This is a genomic window from Streptomyces sp. PU-14G, from assembly GCF_041028275.1.
In the GTDB taxonomy this organism is placed as follows: domain Bacteria; phylum Actinomycetota; class Actinomycetes; order Streptomycetales; family Streptomycetaceae; genus Streptomyces.
Map to the genome: position 1 here is coordinate 1 of NZ_JASKYT010000170.1, position 15,463 is coordinate 15,463.

A 15,463-nucleotide genomic window follows, 5' to 3' on the forward strand; every position below is an offset into this window, starting at 1 on the left:
GAGCGTGACACAAGGTGGGCGGCGGCCCACGGCTTATGGGGGGGGGGGGGGGGGGGGGGGGGGGGGGGGGGGGGGGGGGGGGGGGGGGGGGGGGGGGGGGGGGGGGGGGGGGGGGGGGGGTCCCACTCCAGAGGGAGCTGTTTCCCCGCTACGGGGGCTCCGCCCCCCTAGGAGCCCCCGTAGGGAGGAAACAGCTCCCTCTGGAGTGGGAGGTGGGGCGGTGAAAGGGGCGACAATGGTTCCTCGGGTCGGAGGTGTGTGAGCGTGACACAAGGTGGGCGGCGGCCCACGGCTTATGGGCGTTTGTTGCGGCACGGGTTCACGGATCCCGCTGCGGCCACGAGGCTGCTGGACAGTCCGTTGCTGGCGTCCGTGCGGGACGACGCTCTTTTTCTGGACGCTCTGGGGGCCACGGCCGATCCGGATCTGGCGCTGCTGGGGCTGCTTCGGCTCGCGGAGGCGGAGGCGGATCCGCAGGTTCTCCTCGGCACGCTGCTGACCGCGAAACCGTTGCGCGACCGGCTTCTGGGTGTGCTCGGGGCCTCGGACGCGCTGGCCGACCACCTGGCGCGTCACCCGCACGACTGGCAGGCGTTGGCGACGTACGAGTCCGCCGATCTGCATCCGGGTATCGAGGAGTTCGAGGCGGCGCTGCGTCAGGCCGACGACCGCGACACGCTCCGTGTCGCGTACCGCAGGGCGCTGCTGGGGATCGCGGCCCGTGACGTGTGCGGCACCAACGATCTGGCGCACACGGCGGCGCAGCTCGCCGACCTGGCCACGGCGACGTTGCGCAGGGCGCTGGCGCAGGCACAGGCGGCGGCTCCCGAGGACGCGGCGGCCTGCCGGCTGGCCGTCGTCGGCATGGGCAAGGCGGGCGGCAACGAGCTCAACTACGTGTCGGACGTGGACGTCATCTTCGTCGCCGAGCCGGCCGGCGCGGGCGGCGCTCAGGACGAGGCGGAGGCGCTCAGGGCGGCTACGCGGGTCGCCGCGCACATGATGCGGATCTGTTCGGACACGACCGGTGAGGGCACGATCTGGCCGGTGGACGCGAACCTGCGTCCCGAGGGCAGGAACGGGCCGCTCGTGCGGACGCTCAGCAGTCACCTGGCCTACTACCAGCGCTGGGCGAAGACGTGGGAGTTCCAGGCGCTGCTCAAGGCCCGGCCGATGGCGGGCGACGCGGAGCTGGGATACGCGTACGTGGACGCGGTGACGCCGCTGGTGTGGCAGGCGGCGGAGCGGGAGAACTTCGTCACCGACGTGCAGCAGATGCGCCGTCGTGTCGTCGCCAGCATCCCCGCCGCGCAGGTGGAGCGGGAGCTGAAGCTGGGGCCTGGCGGGCTGCGGGACGTGGAGTTCGCCGTGCAGCTTTTGCAACTGGTGCACGGCCGCAGCGACGTGACGCTGCGCAGCCCCACCACGCTCGACGCGCTCGACGCGCTCGCCGCGGGCGGTTACGTGGGGCGGCAGGACGCGGCGGCGCTCGACGCGGCCTACCGCTTCCTGCGCACCATGGAGCACCGCATCCAGCTCTACCAGCTGCGCCGTACCCACCTGATGCCCGACTCCGAGGCGGACCAGCGGCGGCTGGGCCGTTCCCTCGGTTACCGCAGCGAGCCCGTCACCGAGCTGCACAAGGCGTGGCGGCGGCACGCCTCCGCGGTGCGGCGGCTGCACGAGAAGCTGTTCTACCGGCCGCTGCTGGACGCGGTCGCCCAGTTGGAGGCAGGCGAGGAGCGTCTGTCGGTGCGGGCGGCCCGCCAGCGTCTGGAGGCCCTCGGATACGCGGACCCGGCCTCGGCGCTGCGCCACCTGGAGGCCCTGGCCTCGGGTGTCAGCCGCAAGGCCGCCATCCAGCGCACCCTGCTGCCGGTGCTGCTGGGCTGGTTCGCCGACTCCGCCGACCCGGACGCGGGCCTGCTCGGCTTCCGCAAGGTCTCCGACGCGCTCGGCAAGTCGCCGTGGTATCTGCGGCTGTTGCGCGACGAGGGGGCCGCCGCGGAGAATCTGGCGCGCGTGCTGTCCGCCGGGCGTTTCGCCCCCGACCTGCTGCTGCGCGCCCCCGAGGCCGTCGCTCTGCTGGGCGACGAGAACGGGCTGCGGCCCCGCTCCCGGGACGCGCTCTTCCAGGAGACCCTGTCCGCGGTGGGCCGTGCGGAAGGGGCCGAGGCGGCCGTGGCCGCGGCGCGCGGTGTCCGCCGCAGGGAGCTGTTCCGTACGGCCGCGGGCGACCTGATCGGCGCGTACGGCACCGAGGGCGTGGCCCAGCAGGAGCCCGGCGCGGCTTTGGACCGGGTCGGCAACGCCCTCACCGACCTCAACGCGGCCACGCTCGCCGGCGCACTGCGCGCGGCCGTTCGCGCGCAGTGGGGCGATGAGCTGCCCGCCCGTTTCGCCGTCATCGGCGTCGGCCGCTTCGGCGGCCACGAGATGGGCTACGGCTCCGACGCCGACGTCCTGTTCGTGCACGAGCCGCGCGAGGGGGTGAGCGAGCACGAGGCGGGCAAGGCGGCCTTCGCGGTCGCCACCGAGATGCGGCGGCTCCTCCAGCTGCCCACCACCGACCCGCCGCTGGTGATAGACGCCGACCTGCGGCCCGAGGGCAAGTCCGGTGCCCTGGCCAGGTCGCTGAGTTCGTACGCCGCCTACTACGACCGCTGGTCGGTGGTGTGGGAGAGCCAGGCGCTGCTGCGGGCCGAGTTCGTCGCGGGCGATGTCGGGCTCGGGGAGCGGTTCGTGGAGCTGATCGACCCGCTCCGCTACCCGGCGGGCGGGCTCGGCGACGACTCCGTACGGGAGATCCGCCGCCTCAAGGCCCGCATGGAGAGCGAACGGCTGCCGCGCGGCGCCGACCCGACGACCCACGCCAAGCTGGGGCGCGGCGGGCTCACCGACGTCGAGTGGACGGTGCAGCTGACCCAGTTGCGGCACGGGGCCGAGGTGCCCGAGTTGCGGACCACCCGGACGCGGGAGGCGCTGGCCGCCGCGCGGGAGGCCGGGCTGATCGGGGCGGACGACGCCGACGTGCTCGACGAGGCGTGGGTGCTGGCCTCGCGGGTGCGCAACGCGGTGATGCTCGTGCGCGGGCGGCCGGGTGACACCTTCCCCTCCGAGTCGCGGGAGCTGGCCGCCGTCGGCCGCTACCTGGGGTACGAGCCCGGCCACGTGGGCGAGATGCTCGACGACTACCGCCGCGTCACGCGCCGCGCCCGCGCGGTGGTCGACCGCCTCTTCTACGACGCGGAGTGACTCCGGCCCCGCCCCGGAGTCCGGGAAGGGGCCGGGGCGCTCACGCGGGCGCCGTGGCCCACCTCGGCAGCCGGTAGGAGACGCGGCCGTACCAGGCGTAGGAGAGGGCGAAGCCGAGTCCGAGGCAGAGGAGACCGCCGACGGCGTCGAGCCAGAAGTGGTTGGCGGTGCTCACGATGACCAGCAGCGTCGTCGCCGGATACAAAGCCCCCAGCACCTTGACCCACACGGGCCGCGCCAGCATGGCGATGGTGATGCCGCACCAGACGGACCACCCTATGTGCATGGAGGGCATGGCGGCGTACTGGTTCGACATCTGCGCCAGGTTTCCCGAGGCCATGGAGCCCCAGGTCTCGTGGACGTTCACCGTGTCGATGAAGTGCCCGCCGCCCATCAGCCGCGGCGGGGCCAGCGGGAAGAGGTAGTAGCCGAGCAGCGCCGATCCCGTCGTGGCGAAGAGGACCAGCCGGGTCGCGGCGTACCGCCCGGGGTGGGCGCGGTAGAGCCACACCAGCACGCCGATGGTCACGACGAAGTGCAACGTGGCGTAGTAGTAGTTCATCGAGACGATCAGCCACGTCACCCCGCCTATGGCGTGGTTGACGGAGTTCTCGACCGCGATCCCGAGGGTGTGTTCGGTGCGCCAGATCCAGTCGGCGTTCCGGAGCGCTTCGGCACGCTGCTCGGGGACGGCGTTGCGGATCAGGGAGTACGTCCAGTAGCTGATCGCGATGAGGGCGATCTCGAACCACAGGCGAGGGTGCCGGGGGGAGCGCCATCTGGCCAGGGCGCCTCTGCGGGGGCGGGCGTCCTCGCTCGTCCCCGAGCGCGCAGGGGCGTGCTGCGGCGCGGCTTCGGCTGTCTCGTGCCGGGTGTCGTCTTCGGTGCTCGTGGTCGGTGCCCCCATAGAGCGACAGTCTGCCAGACGGGGTGAACCGGCCGATCATCCTGCGGTCGGGTCTTGGACCACGCGCCTCCACCCTCCGGTGGAGGCGGGCGTGCGAGGACCCTCAGGGGTGCCTGCGGGACGCGGTGGAGCCGCGTACCACCAGCTCAGGAAGGAAGACGAACTCGGTGTGCGGTGCGGGGGTGCCGCCGATCTCCTCCAGCAGGGTGCGTACGGCGGCCTGCCCCATCGCGGTCACCGGCTGCCGGATCGTCGTCAGGGGCGGGTCGGTGAAAGCGATGAGGGGGGAGTCGTCGAACCCGATGACGGAGAAGTCGTCGGGAACGGCGAGCCCGCGCTGCCGGGCGGCGCGGATCGCGCCGAGCGCCATCATGTCGCTGGCGCACACGACGGCGGTGCATCCGCGCGCCAGCAGTTCGCCCGTCGCGGCCTGGCCGCCTTCGAGCGTGTAGAGGGAGTGCTGGATCAGCGGCGTGCGGTCAGCGGCGACGTGCTCGCGCATCGCCTGGGTGAAGCCCTCGATCTTCCGCTGGACGGGAACGAAGCGCTCGGGGCCGAGCGCGAGGCCGATGCGCTCGTGGCCGAGGGAGGCCAGGTGGGTGACGGCCAGCCGCATGGCGGCCCGGTCGTCGGGGGAGACGAAGGGGGCGCGCACGCCCGCTGAGTAGCCGTTGACGAGGACGAAGGGGACGCCCTGGCCGTGCAGCCTCTCGTACCGCCCGGTGTCGGCCGTGGTGTCGGCGTGCAGCCCCGAGACGAAGATGATCCCGGCCACGCCCCGGTCGACGAGCATCTCCGTCAGCTCGTCCTCGGTGGAGCCGCCGGGTGTCTGGGTGGCGAGCACGGGCGTGTAGCCCTGCCGGGTGAGGCCCTGCGCGATCACCTGCGCGAAGGCCGGGAATATCGGGTTCTCCAGCTCGGGCGTGATCAGCCCGACCAGGCCCTCGCTGCGGCGGCGCAGCTTGACGGGGCGCTCATAGCCCAGGACGTCGAGCGCGGCCAGGACGGATTCGCGGGTGGCCGCAGCGACGCCGGGCTTGCCGTTGAGGACCCGGCTGACCGTGGCTTCGCTGACCCCCGCCTGCGCTGCGATGTCAGCTAGCCGTGCGGTCACAGGACTGGACCTTACCGGCAGTGCCTCACGCTGCCCACCAGGTGCAGGAATTCGCCGGGATCCGCAGCCGGCCCGCACCCGCCCCGGCCGCCATGGAGTCCCGCGACTCCTCGGGCACCGAGCACAGCAGCAGCTCACCCGGGGCGGGCGCCACCACCGCCTCGGCACGGGTGTTGAGGACGCACACCAGGCCAGGGCGGGAGAGGGCGAGGACACCCTCCGGCGCGGTCAGCCACTCCATCGCGCTGTCGCCGAGCCCCGGCAGCAGCCGGCGCATCCGCAGTGCCGTGCGGTACAGCTCCAGCGTGGAGAGCGGGTCGCCGGTCTGCGCCTCGACGGACAGCGACCGCCAGCCCTCCGGCTGGGGCAGCCAGCCGCCGTCCGGGCCGAAGCCCAGCGAGGGGCCGCGTCTGGTCCACGGCATCGGGACCCGGCAGCCGTCGCGCATCCCCTCCTGCCCGTCGGTGACCGCGCCCTCGGTGTTGCGGGAGAAGGCGGGGTCCTGGCGTACCTCGTCGGGCAGATCCCGCACCTCGGGCAGGCCCAGCTCCTCTCCCTGGTACAGGTAGGCGGAACCGGGCAGCGCGAGCATCAGCAGCGCGGCGGCGCGCGCCCTGGCGAGCGAGCCCAGGCGGGTGCGGGGGCGTACGACGTCGTGGTTGGCCAGCACCCAGGTGGTGGGGGCGCCGACGGTGGTGGCCGCCGCCATCGACTCCTCGATCACGCGGCGCAGCTGCTCCGCGTCCCAGCCGGCCTGCAGGAAGTGGAAGTTGAACGCCTGGTGGCACTCGTCGGGGCGCACGTACAGCGCCAGCCGTTCCGCCGTGGGCGCCCACGCCTCGGCGACGCAGATCCGGTCGGGGCCGTAGGACTCCAGCAGGCGGCGCCAGGCGCGGTGGATGTCGTGGACGCCGTCCTGGTCGAAGAACGGCAGCACCCGGGTGCCGATCATCCGCGCCTGCTCGCCGGTGCCGATGTCGGGCAGCCCCTCGGCCTTGACCATGCCGTGCGCCACGTCGATGCGGAACCCGTCCACGCCCAGGTCGAGCCAGAACCGCAGCACGGAGTCGAACTCCTGGTGGACGCGCGGTTCGCGCCAGTCGAGGTCGGGCTGGCGGGCGGAGAACAGGTGCAGGTACCACAGCCCGGGATCGCCCGGCACCCGGCTCCAGGCGGGCCCGCCGAAGAGGGACTCCCAGTCGTTCGGTGGCTCGTCGCCCGCCGTGCCCCTGCCGTGGACGAAGTGGTAGCGGGCGCGGGCGTCGGCGTCGCCCGCGAGGGCCTGCCTGAACCACGGATGCTGGTCGGAGGTGTGGTTGGGCACGATGTCCAGCAGCACGCGCAGCCCGAGTGCGTGGGCCTCGGCCACCAGCCCCTTCGCGTCGTCCAGGGAGCCGAAGCGCGGGTCGACGGCACGGTGGTCGGACACGTCGTAGCCGGCGTCGGCCTGCGGCGAGCGGTAGAACGGCGTCAGCCACACCGCGTCCACGCCGAGTTCGGCCAGGTACGGCAACCGCCGTCGCAGCCCCGGCAGGTCGCCGACCCCGTCGCCGTCGCTGTCGGCGAACGAGCGGACGTAGACCTGGTAGATGACGGCGTCGCGCCACCAGCCCCGCGGGCGGACGTGGGCGTGGTCCGCGTGCGCGGGGCCCGCGTCGGTGGCGTGCTGGGAGCCGGTGTGCCGGGTGGTGGCGTGCTGGGTCACGAGTCTTCCCGTTCGGTGGGGCCGGGGGCGGGGCGCGAAGTGTGGCAAGCCGGCGCCAAGGGTCACAACGCGGGCAGCGGGCCGGAGTTACGTGATCCACCCGCACGCCCGGCAGGCCCGCGGCGCGTCTTGCAGAAATTTTCCGCAAGCCCTTTCCTTCGCGGGGAGCCGCTGTTACGTTCCTCCGCAGCCGAGCGCCGCTCACGGCGCGCGCTCTCACCCGGCGGAGGGATCGGACATGCGGCGTGGCATAGGCGCCACCGCGCTGATAGCGGGACTGGCTCTTGCGGCAACGGCTTGCGGCGGCGACGCGGACGGCGGCAACGCCTCCAGCGGCGCGATCGAAGGGACCGTCACCTTCTGGGACACCTCGAACGAGGGCGAGAAGGAGACGTACAAGAAGATCGCCGAGGACTTCGAGAAGAAACACCCGAAGGTGGACGTCAAGTACGTGCACGTCAACTTCGGTGACGCCAACCAGAAGTTCAAGAACGCCGCAGGCGGCAACTCCGGCGCCCCCGACGTGATCCGCACCGAGGTCGCCTGGGTCGCCGACTTCGCCAACCTCGGCTACCTCGCCCCCCTCGACGGCACACCGGCCCTGCACGACGAGGACGACTACCTCAAGACCGCGGCGGGCTCCACGAAGTTCGAGGGCAAGACGTACGCGGTTCCGCAGGTCACCGACACTCTCGGACTCTTCTACAACAAGCGGCTGCTGAAAGAAGCGGGCGTGAAGGTGCCCGCCTCCTTCGCACAGCTGAAGAAGAACGCCGAGAAGATCAAGGACGAGACCGGCGCCACCGCGCTCTACCTGCGCGGCGACGACCCCTACTGGTTCCTGCCCTACCTCTACGGCGAGGGCGGCGACCTCCTCGACCCTGAGCACAAGAAGGTCACCGTCGACGACGAACCCGGCGTGCGCGCCTTCGCCACCATGAAGGACCTCGTCGACTCCGGTGCGGCGGTCACCGACACCAGCGACGGCCAGGAGAACGGCATGAAAGCCTTCCAGGACGGCAAGGTCGCCATGATGCTCGACGGTCCCTGGGACATCGCCCTCGCCCGCCAGGGCAAGGAGTTCAAGGGCGCGAAGAAGGACAACCTCGGGGTGGCGGCCGTCCCGGCAGGCAGCAGGGCCCAAGGATCTCCCCAGGGCGGCTGGAACCTGTCCGTCTACGCCGGCACCGACAACATGCGGGCCTCGCAGGAGTTCGTCAAGTACATGAGCAGCGCCGAGGTGCAGACCCGCACCACCAAGGAGCTGTCACTCCTGCCCACGCGCAAGTCCGTGTACGCCAAGCCCGCGGTGAAGAGCAACGAGATGGTCGAGTTCTTCCGGCCCGCGGTCGACAAGGCGGTGCAGCGGCCCTGGATCGCCGAGGGCAACGCGCTGTTCGAGCCCATCAGGGTCGGCGTCGACGGGGTCCTCGCCCAGGACAGGTCACCCGAGAAGGCCGCGCGGGACGTCGGGGAGGAGTTCCGCAAGCTCCTGAAGGACTACAGGTAAGGGGCCACCTCCCGGGGGCCGGAAACGGCCGCCCCGCGGAGAAGGGAAGCGGAAGGAACATGAAGCGGATCATCGCCCTGTCGGCGAGACACTGGTACGCGTGGGCCATGGTGGCCCCGGTGATCCTGGTCATCGGGCTGATCATCGGCTACCCCCTCACCCGCGGCGTCTACCTCTCCCTCACCGACGCCGACGAGGCCAACGTCGAGCGCCACATCGGCGTGAACGACATCCCGGCCACCTACGACGTCATCGGTCTGGAGAACTACCGCCGCATCCTGTCCGACAGCGTCTTCTGGGACCGGCTCGGCTGGACGGCGGTGTGGACGGTCGGCTGTGTCGGCGTCACCTTCGTGCTGGGGCTGACGCTCGCGAACATGCTGAACCAGCGCGTGAAGGGCCGCGCCTTCTACCGGGTGGCGATGATCGTGCCGTGGGGCATCCCCGCGTTCGTCTCCGTCTTCGCCTGGAAGATGCTGTTCAACGAGAAGAACGGGCTGCTGAACGAGGTGCTGGAGGGCGGCGGGATCGACGCGGTCCCGTGGCTCGGCGACCCGGCGTGGGCGAAGCTGTCGGTGATCGCGGTCAACGTGTGGCTGGGCGTGCCGTTCATGATCGTGGCGATGCTGGGGGCGCTCCAGGCGATACCCGGCGAGCTGTACGAGGCAGCCGAGATGGACGGCGCGGGGCCCTGGCAGCGGTTCCGCACCATCACGCTGCCGGGGGTGCGGGCGGTCGGCAGCACGGTGGTTCTGCTCAGCACCATCTGGACGTTCAACATGTTCCCGGTCATCTATCTCCTCACCAAGGGCGGTCCTGGTGACTCCACGGAGATCCTGGTGACGTACGCCTTCCGGCTGTCCTTCGTGAACAGCCCCCGCGACTTCGCCACCTCGGCCGCCTGGGGCGTGCTCATCCTGCTGCTGCTGTCGCTGTTCACGGTCGTCTATCGGCGGGCGCTGCGCCGCCAGGGGGAGGCGTGGTGACGAGGACGACGTCGCATACCGCCACGGCACGCACCGAAGGGCCGGAGGTCGGAAGGACGCGCGCGGCGGACCCGCGCGGCGGGACACCGCACAGCGGGGGGCCGCGGCGCCGGACCAGAACACCGGCGGCCTCCGTCGGGCTGCACGCCGGGCTGCTCCTCGGGACGGCCTGCGCGCTGTTTCCCCCGCTGTGGCTGCTGGTGACCTCGTTCAAGCCGAAGAGCGAGTCGTTCACGACCGCGCTGGTCAAGGACTTCACCCTCGGCAACTACCGGCACGTCGTCGCCGACACCCACTTCCTGTCGTGGTTCGGCAACTCGCTGATCGTGGTCGTCGGCACCACCGTCGTCGGCGTGTTCATCGCGGCGACCACGGGCTACGCCCTCAGCCGGTTCCGCTTCCCCGGCATGCGCCCGTTGATGTGGATTCTGCTCATCACGCAGATGTTCCCCATGGCGGTCCTCATCGTGCCGCTGTACAACACGATGGCGAACCTGGGCCTGCTCAACCAGCCCGTCGGCCTGATCATCACCTATCTGACGGTGGCCGTGCCGTTCTGCGCGTGGATGATGAAGGGGTTCTTCGACACGATCCCCGTCGACATCGACGAGTCGGGCCGGGTGGACGGGCTCAACCCGTTCGGCACCTTCTGGCGGCTGATCCTGCCGCTGGCGAAACCGGGCATCGCCGTCACGGGGTTCTACTCCTTCGTCACGGCCTGGGCCGAGGTCGCCTATGCGACAGCGTTCATGACGGGCGAGGAGAACCAGACGCTGGCGGGCGGCCTGCAGAACTTCGTCAACCGCTACGGCACCGACTGGGGCTCGATGACGGCGGCAGCCGTGATCGTCGCCGTCCCGGCCGGCCTCGTCTTCGGCTTCGCACAGCGCCACCTGGTCTCAGGCCTCACCGCCGGAGCGACGAAGGCCTAGTCCGCGCCGCGCCTACCCGCTCTCCGTGACCCGGCCGGACCGCCGGTGCCCTCCCGGCGCCCGCCCGCCCGGTCTCCTCCTTCTCCCCGCGGTGGCGGGACAACGATTGGGACGTGATGGACCAGCACAACAACGCGCCCGCGCTTCAGACGGCAGCACGGGCCGAAAGGGCACCCGCCGCCTCCCGGTGGTGGCGGGACGCGGTGATCTACCAGATCTACCCGCGCTCCTTCGCCGACGGCGACGGCGACGGCATGGGCGACCTGGTGGGCGCCCGCGAGCGCCTGCCCCACCTGGCCAGGCTGGGCGTCGACGCCGTGTGGCTGAGCCCCTTCTACGCCTCCCCGCAGGCCGACGCGGGCTACGACGTGGCCGACTACCGCTCCATCGACCCGATGTTCGGCACGCTGCGTGACGCGGAAGCCCTCATCGAGGAGGCGCACGCACTCGGGCTGCGCGTCATCATCGACGTCGTCCCCAACCACTCCTCCGACCGGCACGAGTGGTTCAGGCGGGCCCTCGCCGGAGACCCGGCGGCCCGCCGCCGCTACCACTTCGCACCCGGCAAGGGCACCGGAGGCCACGAGCCGCCGAACGACTGGGAGTCGGTCTTCGGCGGGCCCGCCTGGAGCCCGGTACCGGGCGAGCCGGGCGAGTGGTACCTGCACCTGTTCGCACCCGAACAGCCCGACTTCAACTGGGAGAACCCGGCCGTCCGCGACGAGTTCCGCTCCGTGCTGCGCTTCTGGCTGGACAAGGGCGTCGACGGATTCCGTATCGACGTGGCGCACGGGCTCGTCAAGGCCGCCGGACTGCCCGACACGGGCAGCAGCGGGCAACTGCGGCTGCTGGGCACCGCCGAGCTGCCGTTCTTCGACCAGGACGGGGTCCACGAGATCTACCGCTCCTGGCGGGCCGTCCTCGACGAGTACCCGGGCGAGCGCGTCGGAGTCGCCGAGGCGTGGACGCCCACCGCCGAGCGCACCGCGCTGTACGTCCGCGCGGACGAGCTGCACCAGGCGTTCAACTTCCACTACCTGAACACAGGGTGGGACGCCGAGGCGCTGCGCACCGTCATCGACGCCTCCCTCACCTCGCTCGGCGCGGTCGGCGCACCCGCGACGTGGGTCCTGTCCAACCACGACGTCGTACGCCACCGCACCCGGCTGGGCGGCGGCCACGCGCGGGGCCGCGCCGCCTCCCTGCTGATGCTCGCGCTGCCCGGCTCCGCCTACGTCTACCAGGGCGAGGAACTGGGGCTGCCCGAGGTGAGGGAACTGCCCGACGAGGCGCGCCAGGACCCCTCGTTCTTCCGCGCCAACGGGCAGGACGGGCTGCGCGACGGGTGCCGCGTGCCGCTGCCCTGGGACGAGGAGAAGAACGCGGCGGCGGGCAGCTCCTACGGGTTCGGCAGCGGCGGAAGCTGGCTGCCCCAGCCGCCCGGCTGGGGCGCGCTGTCGGTCGCCGCGCAGACCGGCGACCCGGACTCCACCCTGGAGCTCTACCGCACCGCGCTGCGGCTGCGCCGCGAGCGGCCCGAACTGGGCGACGGCCTGCCCCTGGAGTGGCTGCCCGCGCCCGAGGGGGTGCTGGCGTTCCGGCGCGGCGCGTTCGTGTGCGCGGCCAACACCCGCGCCGACGCCGTGCGGCTCGACCTGGCGACCGGCGAGCTGCTGCTGGCCAGCGGCAGCCTGGACACCGGCGCGGCGCCGGGGGAGACCGTACTGCCCGGGGACACCACCGCCTGGTGGGTGTGCGGATGAGCTCTGCCCTGACCGCGCGCCTCGCCGACATCGCAGCCCAGGCCGAGGTCAGCGAGGCGACGGCCAGCCGTGTGCTCAACGGCAGACCGGGCGTGGCGGCGGCCACCCGGCAGCGGGTGCTGGCCGCGGTCGACGTCCTCGGCTACGAGCGCCCCGCCCGGGTCCGGCAGCGCAGCGCGGGCCTGATCGGGTTGGTCATCCCGGAGCTGACCAACCCGATCTTCCCCGCGTTCGCCCAGGTCATCGAGCAGTGCCTGTCGGGCTACGGGTACACGCCCGTGCTGGGGACCCGGATGCTGGGCGGCGCGACCGAGGACGAACTGGTCGGCCAACTCGTCGAGCGCGACGTGTCCGGCATCCTCTTCCTCTCAGGACTGCACGCCGACCTGACCGCGGACCCCGCACGCTACGCACGACTGGCCGCACGGGGTGTGCCGTTCGTCCTGATCAACGGCTACAACCAGCACATCAGCGCGCCCTTCGTCTCCTCCGACGACCGGGTCGCCGCCGCACTGGCCGTCAGCCACCTGCGCCAGTTGGGGCACCGGCGCATCGGGCTCGCGGTGGGCCCCGACAGGTTCGTGCCCACCCGCCGCAAGGTGGCCGGGTTCCGGCAGGCGGTCGCCGACGACCCCGCGGGCGAGGGACCGTACATCCAGCACACCCTCTTCACCGTCGAGGGCGGGCACGCCGCCGCCGGCGCGCTGCTCGACGCGGGCTGCACAGGACTGGTGTGCGGCAGCGACCTGATGGCGCTGGGCGCCGTACGGGCCGCGCGGCAGCGGGGACTGGCCGTGCCGGGGCAGGTCTCCGTGGTGGGTTACGACGACTCCGAACTGAACGCGTTCACCGACCCGCCGCTGACCACCGTGCGCCAGCCGGTCCGCGCGATGGCCAACGCCGCCGTGGGCGCCCTGCTGGAGCCGATGGGCGGAAGCCCGATGGCCGACACGGAGTTCGTCTTCCAGCCGGAACTCGTCGTCCGCGGCTCCACGGCGCAGGCGCCGCCCCCCTGACGTGCGGCTCTCAGGCTTGGTTCCCGGCGGTCCCGGCGGTCCCGGCGGACCCGGCGGTCCCGGCGGTCCCGGCGTTTCCGGTATTCCCGGTGTTTCCGCCGCTCCCGGTGTCCCCGGCCGCGGGGACCAGGCCCGCCTCGTGCGCGAGGATCGCCGCCTGCACCCGGTTGCGCATGCCCAGCCGGGCGAGGACCTGGCTCACATAGGTCTTCACCGTGCCCTCGACGACGTGCAGCCGCACGGCGATGTCGGCGTTCGACAGGCCCGCACCGACCAGGCCCAGCACCTCGCGCTCCCGCGGCGTCAGCTCCGCCGTGCGCGCCCGCGCCTGGGTACGGCGGCTCAGCGCGCCGGTGTCCAGGTGGGCGATGACACGCTGGGCGACCGTGGGGGAGAGGTAGGCGCCGCCCCCGTGGACGGCGCGCACACCGGCCAGCAACTCCTGCGGGTCACCGGACTTGAGGACGAAACCGGCGACGCCGGAACCGAGCGCCGTGGCGATGTACTCGTCCTCGCTGAACGTGGTGAGCATCATCAGGGCGCTCCGCGGGCACGTGCGGCGCAACTCGGCGGCGGCGCGCAGCCCGTCGAGGCGCGGCATCCGGATGTCGAGCAGGCACACGTCGGGGCGGTGCCGCTGCGCCAGCTCGACGGCTTCGTGGCCGTCGCCCGCCTCGGCGACCACCTCCAGATCCCCGGCCGAGGCCAGGATCGCCCGCACCCCGGCCCTGATCATGGCCTCGTCGTCCGCCAGCAGTATCCGGATCATCGTCCCCGTCTCCCCGCTCCCGCCCCGTGCGCGAGGCCGTCTACCCGGTCACGCTAACCCAGCCGTGTCCTGGCGTGCTCCGTGGAGCCGTCCGCACGCTCGCCCGCCAGCCGGGCCGAGGCGTCCGGGCCCTCGGCGCGGGCGGCCAGCGTGTGCCCCACCACCGCGACGGAGCTGCCCACCAGCCCCTGCCCGCGGGCCCGCAGGCGCGAGACGCCCGCGTCGGCCGCGGCCAGCACGTACCAGTGGCCCTTCTCCGACTTCCACAGCGCGCCGGCGAGGACCTCGTGCGAGCGCGGGCCGCACGCGCGGGTGTCCCGTTCCCGTGAGGTGACGGTCCCGGGGCGTCCCGGATCCTTCGCGGGCGGCTGGAGCTGGGTCATCACCCGCGCGCCCGTGCCCTGCCGCGTCTCCGCCCTCGTGCACACCCACGCCGCCTCGCCTCCGCCGTCCGGCAGCCGCTGCCGGGCGAACTCCCAGGAGTTGACGGCCGCCACACCGCTGTCGAGCAGCGCCGGCAGGTGGCAGGCCGTGCCCGCCAGCCGGCGGCGGGCCGCCGCGCCGGTCGCCGGGACCTGGCGCTTCCCGTCCGTCAGCCGCGCCGGGAGGAGCTCCCCCAAGTCCGTGTAGAGCTGGACGTCCTCCGCCACGCCACGGCTGCCGGCCAGCGCCAGCCCCGGCCAGCTGTCGCAGTGGCGCGGCTGGGTGACGGGCAGCGGCACCGCTTCGGTGACCCCCGCCTCGTCTCTGGACAGCACGCGGCCCTCCCGGTCGGCCGGGTCGAGGAGATCCAGCCGGGCGGCCTCGGTGACCCACGGCGCCGTCAGGTAGCGCACCTCGCCGTGCGTGCGGGAGACGGCCAGAGCCCCGGACGCCGCCGCCCCCGCGCCCGTGCCCGCCGTCCGCGCCAGCTCCAGTGAGACGCCGTCACGCGCCGCCCGCGAGCCGCCGTCGGCATCCCAGGGCTCGGTGTAGCGCGCCACCCGCAGCCCGTCGTAGAGCACCACCACCGCCGCGCCGTCCAGCCGGCCCGCGTACAGCAGGTGGGGCGGCCCGGGCGGGGGGCCCGTCGGGGTGCCGGGCGCGGCGCTGACCCTCACGTCGGCGCGTGGCCGTGCCCAGGTGACCAGGGCACGGCGCAGCAACGATTCATCGCCCGTGAGGGCGCCGCGCGCGGGCCACGTGCCCAGATCCGCACGGGAGGCCAGCCGCCAGGTGTCGGCCCCCTCGCGGACCAACGCGCCGGGATCGAGCGCCCGCTGGGCGTCCGTGCCCCTCACGAGGGGCGCCCGCGTCGCCGCGTCAGGTCCCCACGTGTCACCCGGCACACCCAGCAGGCCGCCGCAGGCCAGTGCCGCGCCCGCCGCGGCTGCGGCAGCACGGGCACGTCGCCGCCTGCGGACGACGGCAACGGGATGCGGCACCGCCACGGCACACAGGGCGCACGCCTGTCCGGACCAGGACGCCGGACCGAACCCGCCCCCGTCCGCCCCGCCCGCGCCCGCC

10 protein-coding genes and 1 pseudogene are annotated in these 15,463 nt (G+C 72.9%); 6 read left to right on the plus strand and 5 right to left on the minus strand.

Annotation, left to right across the window (positions count from 1 at the left end):
* Positions 1-264: 264 nt before the first annotated feature.
* Entirely contained in the window at positions 265-3,255 is a 2,991-nt protein-coding gene (locus AB8Z75_RS20005; protein WP_369203885.1) for a bifunctional [glutamine synthetase] adenylyltransferase/[glutamine synthetase]-adenylyl-L-tyrosine phosphorylase, read from the plus strand.
* A 40-nt stretch (positions 3,256-3,295) separates the two neighbouring features.
* Here AB8Z75_RS20005 and AB8Z75_RS20010 read toward each other — a convergent pair whose 3' ends face one another.
* From AB8Z75_RS20010 to AB8Z75_RS20020, 3 genes are all read right to left on the minus strand, one after another.
* Positions 3,296-4,162 (minus strand): phosphatase PAP2 family protein, encoded by an 867-nt coding sequence (locus AB8Z75_RS20010; RefSeq protein ID WP_369203887.1) that lies wholly within the window; start codon positions 4,160-4,162, stop codon positions 3,296-3,298.
* A gap of 103 nt (positions 4,163-4,265) precedes the next feature.
* Positions 4,266-5,276 (minus strand): LacI family DNA-binding transcriptional regulator, encoded by a 1,011-nt coding sequence (locus AB8Z75_RS20015; RefSeq protein ID WP_369203889.1) that lies wholly within the window; start codon positions 5,274-5,276, stop codon positions 4,266-4,268.
* Between the two features lie 25 nt (positions 5,277-5,301).
* Positions 5,302-6,981, minus strand: a complete 1,680-nt coding sequence (locus tag AB8Z75_RS20020) for a glycoside hydrolase family 13 protein (protein WP_369203891.1) — start codon at positions 6,979-6,981, stop codon at positions 5,302-5,304.
* A gap of 238 nt (positions 6,982-7,219) precedes the next feature.
* Here AB8Z75_RS20020 and AB8Z75_RS20025 point away from each other — a divergent pair, with 238 nt between their 5' ends.
* The 5 genes from AB8Z75_RS20025 (at position 7,220) to AB8Z75_RS20045 (ending at position 13,188) form a co-directional block, all read left to right on the plus strand.
* Positions 7,220-8,491, plus strand: a complete 1,272-nt coding sequence (locus AB8Z75_RS20025) for an extracellular solute-binding protein (RefSeq protein WP_369203893.1) — start codon at positions 7,220-7,222, stop codon at positions 8,489-8,491.
* Positions 8,492-8,550: 59 nt separating this feature from the next.
* On the plus strand, positions 8,551-9,477 hold the full coding sequence (locus tag AB8Z75_RS20030; protein ID WP_369203895.1) for a carbohydrate ABC transporter permease: 927 nt from the start codon (positions 8,551-8,553) through the stop codon (positions 9,475-9,477).
* A gap of 140 nt (positions 9,478-9,617) precedes the next feature.
* The gene (locus AB8Z75_RS20035) at positions 9,618-10,409 is read left to right on the plus strand and encodes a sugar ABC transporter permease (RefSeq protein ID WP_369203901.1); all 792 of its coding nucleotides are present in this window, start codon (positions 9,618-9,620) and stop codon (positions 10,407-10,409) included.
* 116 nt (positions 10,410-10,525) lie between these two features.
* Entirely contained in the window at positions 10,526-12,172 is a 1,647-nt protein-coding gene (locus tag AB8Z75_RS20040; protein WP_369203903.1) for a glycoside hydrolase family 13 protein, read from the plus strand.
* A complete protein-coding gene (locus AB8Z75_RS20045; protein WP_369203897.1) occupies positions 12,169-13,188 on the plus strand; it encodes a LacI family DNA-binding transcriptional regulator in 1,020 nt (339 codons plus the stop codon). Before AB8Z75_RS20040 ends, AB8Z75_RS20045 begins: the two co-directional genes overlap by 4 nt.
* 121 nt (positions 13,189-13,309) lie before the next feature.
* Here the strand turns inward: AB8Z75_RS20045 and AB8Z75_RS20050 are convergent.
* A pseudogene (locus AB8Z75_RS20050) lies at positions 13,310-13,957 on the minus strand (response regulator); the annotation flags it as partial.
* 53 nt (positions 13,958-14,010) lie between these two features.
* Positions 14,011-15,463: hypothetical protein (locus tag AB8Z75_RS20055; protein ID WP_369203899.1), on the minus strand; the 1,453-nt coding region annotated here is incomplete at its 5' end.